The sequence below is a fragment of the Rhodoplanes elegans genome, assembly GCF_016653355.1.
GTDB classification, from domain to species: domain Bacteria; phylum Pseudomonadota; class Alphaproteobacteria; order Rhizobiales; family Xanthobacteraceae; genus Rhodoplanes; species Rhodoplanes elegans.
Map to the genome: position 1 here is coordinate 1 of NZ_NHSK01000155.1, position 3,734 is coordinate 3,734.

The 3,734-nt window shown below is 71.5% G+C and carries 5 protein-coding genes; 1 reads left to right on the forward strand and 4 read right to left on the reverse strand.

The window, feature by feature from the left end; all coding sequences use genetic code 11:
• Positions 1 to 60 precede the first annotated feature (60 nt).
• Complete coding sequence (locus tag CCR97_RS19295) at positions 61 to 903, forward strand: ABC transporter substrate-binding protein (RefSeq protein WP_245429200.1); 843 nt, start codon at positions 61 to 63, stop codon at positions 901 to 903.
• Here the strand turns inward: CCR97_RS19295 and CCR97_RS19300 are convergent, their stop codons facing one another.
• From CCR97_RS19300 to CCR97_RS19315, 4 genes are read right to left on the reverse strand one after another with little or no spacing between them, the layout of a single operon-like run.
• Positions 904 to 1,293, reverse strand: a complete 390-nt coding sequence (locus CCR97_RS19300; protein WP_244670564.1) for a Na+/H+ antiporter subunit G — start codon at positions 1,291 to 1,293, stop codon at positions 904 to 906.
• Positions 1,294 to 1,298: 5 nt separating this feature from the next.
• The gene (locus CCR97_RS19305; RefSeq protein ID WP_111359985.1) at positions 1,299 to 1,577 is read right to left on the reverse strand and encodes a K+/H+ antiporter subunit F; all 279 of its coding nucleotides are present in this window, start codon (positions 1,575 to 1,577) and stop codon (positions 1,299 to 1,301) included.
• Positions 1,574 to 2,080, reverse strand: coding sequence for a Na+/H+ antiporter subunit E (locus tag CCR97_RS19310; protein WP_111359986.1), 507 nt, complete (start codon positions 2,078 to 2,080; stop codon positions 1,574 to 1,576). Before CCR97_RS19310 ends, CCR97_RS19305 begins: the two co-directional genes overlap by 4 nt.
• Positions 2,077 to 3,678, reverse strand: coding sequence for a monovalent cation/H+ antiporter subunit D (locus CCR97_RS19315; protein WP_111359987.1), 1,602 nt, complete (start codon positions 3,676 to 3,678; stop codon positions 2,077 to 2,079). The genes CCR97_RS19310 and CCR97_RS19315 overlap by 4 nt, the downstream gene beginning before the upstream one ends.
• Positions 3,679 to 3,734 lie beyond the last annotated feature (56 nt).

Genomic DNA, 3,734 nt, shown 5'->3' on the forward strand with positions numbered 1-3,734 from the left:
GGGTCGGGGGTGGGGGGCCTGCAGCATCTCCGCAAGCGCCGTCGCTCGTGGATCAGACTCGTGCTCTCAGCCGCAATCTTCTTGGCCGCGCTGTCGCCGGCCGCGGCCGAGCCTCCAAAGAAGATCGTCTCGCTCAATCTGTGCACCGATCAGCTCCTGCTCAGCCTTGCCGATCCTGATCAGATCGCCGGCCTGAGTCCTTACGCGCGCGATCCCACATTGTCATGGGCGGCCGCGGAAGCGGCGCGGTTCCCGGTGATGTCGGGCGGGGCCGAGGACGCGATGATGCTCCGGCCCGATCTCGTCGTCGCCGGCCGTTTCGAGCGCCGCGCGACACGCGAGCTGCTGGCGCGCCGCGGCCTGACGGTCGCCGACTTCGACATCGTCCGCTCGATCGACGAGGCGAAGGCGCAGATCGCCCGCATGGGCGCGATCGTCGGCCATCCGGAGCGGGCGGAGGCCCGCATCGCGGCGATCGACGCGGCAGTCGCGCGGCTGCGCGCGGTCGCGACCCGCAAGGGGCTGCGCGTGCTCGCGGTGTCGCGGCGCGGCTGGATACCCGGCGCCGACAGCCTCACGAGCTCGCTCTTGGCTACCGCGGGGCTGATCAATGCGGCGTCCGAGATGGGCATCGCCACCGGCGGGTTCGCGACGCTCGAGCAGATCGTCGCGACCAAGCCCGACCTCGTGCTGGTCGCCTCGGCGCTGACGACGGCGGAGGATCAGGGCCAGGCCTTCCTGCTGCATCCGGCGCTGCAGCGCCTCTATCCGCCGGAGAAGCGCATCGTCATCCCCGAGATGCTGACCGTCTGCGGCGGCCCGATGCTGGCCGAGGGGCTCGACCGCCTCGCCGGCGCGCTGGGGCGCAGCGCCCCCGACCAGGGCTCCCACATCGCGCCCTGATCAGGTCTCGCGGGGGTCGGCGGAGGGCGGCGTCAGCGTCGCCCAGCCCGAGCCGGGAGCCGGCGGGAGCGCCGCCTGCGTGGCCTTGTCGCGCAGCATGTGCGCCTTGGCGATCATGTGAGCCGACACCGGCGCCGTCATGAACAGGAACAGCGCGATCAAGAGCTCGTGGAACGACAGCGCGTCGTGCCGCAGGTCGAACCACAGCATCGAGGCGACCAGCATCGCGCCGATGCCGAGCGTCGTCGCCTTGGTCGGCGCGTGCAGGCGGCGCATCAGGTCGGGCAGCGTCGCGAGGCCGAGCGAGCCGACGAACAGGAACACGGTCCCGATCAGGATCAGGGCGGTGACGACGATCTCGGACGCGGTGATCTGTGACAGGTCCATCATGGGGCTCACTCGATCACGTCGCCGCGCAGAAGGTACTTGCAGAACGCCACGGTGGTGAGAAAGCCGACCATGGCGAACAGCAGCGCCGCCTCGAAATAGATCGCCGTGCCGTACCACACGCCCATCACGACGATCAAGGCGATGGCGTTGATCACCATGGTGTCGAGCGCCAGGATGCGGTCGAGCACGTCGGGACCGACGACGAGACGATACAGGTTGAGCAGCGCCGCGACGGCGATCGCCGCGAGCGCGACCATGCAGGCGATCTCGATCGTTCCGGTCATTCGAAGATCTCCTTCAGGCGACGCTCGTAGCGGGTCTTGATCTGCCGCACCACGGCGTCCGGGTCGGCGGCGTCGAGGCAGTGCACCAGGATGCTGCGGCCGTCGGCGGAGAGGTCCGCCGACACGGTGCCGGGCGTCATCGTGATGGTTCCGGCCAGCATCGTGATCGCCTCGGGCGTCGTCAGATCGAGCGGCACCGTCACGAACACGGAGCGCAGCGAGGCGCCGCGGCGGAACAGGATCAGCCGCGCCACCTCGATGTTGGAGACGACGATGTCCCAGGCGACCACGCCGATGTAGCTCACGATGGTGAGCGGGCGCTTGATCCTCGGCCGCTCCGGCCACCAGCACGCCGTCCAGGCGGGAATCGCGAGGCCGAGCGCCGCGCCCAGCACCAGGTTCCCGACCGAGATGTCGTTGGCGAGCCCGATCCAGACGATCGCGACGACGACGCTGAGGATCGGATGCGGCAGCAGGCGTTCTCGGGTGGAGCGCGTGCTCATGGCGCCACCTCCCCGTCGGTTGCGGTCGCGGCTGCGGTTGCGGCGGTGCGGGCCGGCAGCACGGCCCGACGATAGGCCGCGGTGTCGAAGAGCTGCGCCGTCGTCGCCTCGAGCTCCGCCGTCAGCGGGCCGGCGAACACGGACAGCAGTGCCGTCGCGGCGAGCAGCGCCGCGCAGATCGCGACGGCGAGGCGCGGCGGCGTCGCGGGGCGGTGGTGTGCCGCGGTCCCGGCATCGCCGCCGGGCCGCACCGGAAGCGTCTTCCAGAACACCGTGCTGCCGGCGCGGGCGAAGCCGAGGATCACGACCAGGCTGGTCGCGAGCAGCACGGTCCACACCACCGCCGCGCCGGGCGCCGCGCCGGTCGCGTCGAGGATCAGGAGCTTGCCGAGGAAGCCGGACAGCGGCGGCATGCCGGTGACGGCGATCGCGGCGGCGAAGAACAGGCCGGCGAGGAGCGCGGCCGCGGGCAGCGGCGGCGTCGGAGCGATACGGTCGACGGCGCGCCCGCGCAGCGGGCCGAGGAGGTCGACCAGCAGGAACAGCGCGGCACCCGCGACCGTCGAGTGGACGAGATAATAGAGTCCGGCCGCGACGCCGCCGCGATCGAACAGGCCGAGTGCGACGAGCAGCGAGCCCATCGACCAGACGACCGCGAAGCAGGCGAGCGCCGAGAGCGTGCGGCTCGCCAGCACGCCGGCGGCGCCGATCACCAGCGTCGCCAGCGCGGCCGGCAGCACGAAGGGTGCGGCGAGATCGGCGAGCGCGCCGGCCTCGCCGCCGAACACCAGCACGGAGACGCGCAGGATCGAATAGGCGCCGACCTTGGTCATGATCATGAACAGCGCCGCCACCGGGCCGGGCGCGGCGCCGTAGGCGCCGGGCAGCCACCAGTGCAGCGGCACCAGCGCGGCCTTAAGGGCGAACACCACGAGCAGCAGGAGGCCACCGGTGCGCAGGATCGCGACGTCGCCCGGCGGCACGGTCGCCACCTTGTCGGCGAGATCGGCCATGTTGAGCGTGCCGGTGACAGCGTAGATCAGGCCGACCGCGAACAGGAAGAGGGTCGAGCCGGTGAGATTGATGGCGACGTAGGAAAGCCCGGCCGTGAGACGTCGCGCGCCGCCACCGTGCAGCATCAAGCCGTAGGAGGCGATCAGCATCACCTCGAAGAAGACGAACAGGTTGAACACGTCGCCGGTCAGGAAGGCGCCGTTCAGCCCCATCAGCTGGAACTGCAGGAGCGCGTGGAAGTGCCGTCCGCGCATGTCCCAGCCGCCGAGCGCGTAGAGCGCGACGGCGAGGCCGAGGCCGGCGGTCAGCACCAGCATGGTGGCGGAGAGCCGGTCGAGCACCAGCACGATGCCGAACGGCGCCGGCCAGTGGCCGAGATAATAGGGCGCGACGCCGCCCTCGCGGGCCACGGCGTAGAGGCCGACCGCGATCGCGAGCAGCGCCGCCGCCGCGCCGATGGAGACGACGCGCTGCACGGCCCGGCGGCCGCGGAAGAACAGCACCAGAACGGCGGCGACCAGCGCCGGCAGCACGATCGGCAGCGCGATTGCGGCGGTCGCCGGAGAGGGCAGGGGCGGGGTCATGCCGGCGCTCCCGCGACGCTGTTCCGTGAGGAGGCGCTGCTGCCCCCCACCCCCGA

What these genes read in the sequence shown, in the direction of transcription:
- CCR97_RS19300 (WP_244670564.1), bottom strand. Translation starts at nt 1,293, where the DNA reads ATGATGGACCTGTCACAGATCACCGCGTCCGAGATCGTCGTCACCGCC.
- CCR97_RS19305 (WP_111359985.1), bottom strand. Translation starts at nt 1,577, where the DNA reads ATGACCGGAACGATCGAGATCGCCTGCATGGTCGCGCTCGCGGCGATC.
- CCR97_RS19310 (WP_111359986.1), bottom strand. Translation starts at nt 2,080, where the DNA reads ATGAGCACGCGCTCCACCCGAGAACGCCTGCTGCCGCATCCGATCCTC.
- CCR97_RS19315 (WP_111359987.1), bottom strand. Translation starts at nt 3,678, where the DNA reads ATGACCCCGCCCCTGCCCTCTCCGGCGACCGCCGCAATCGCGCTGCCG.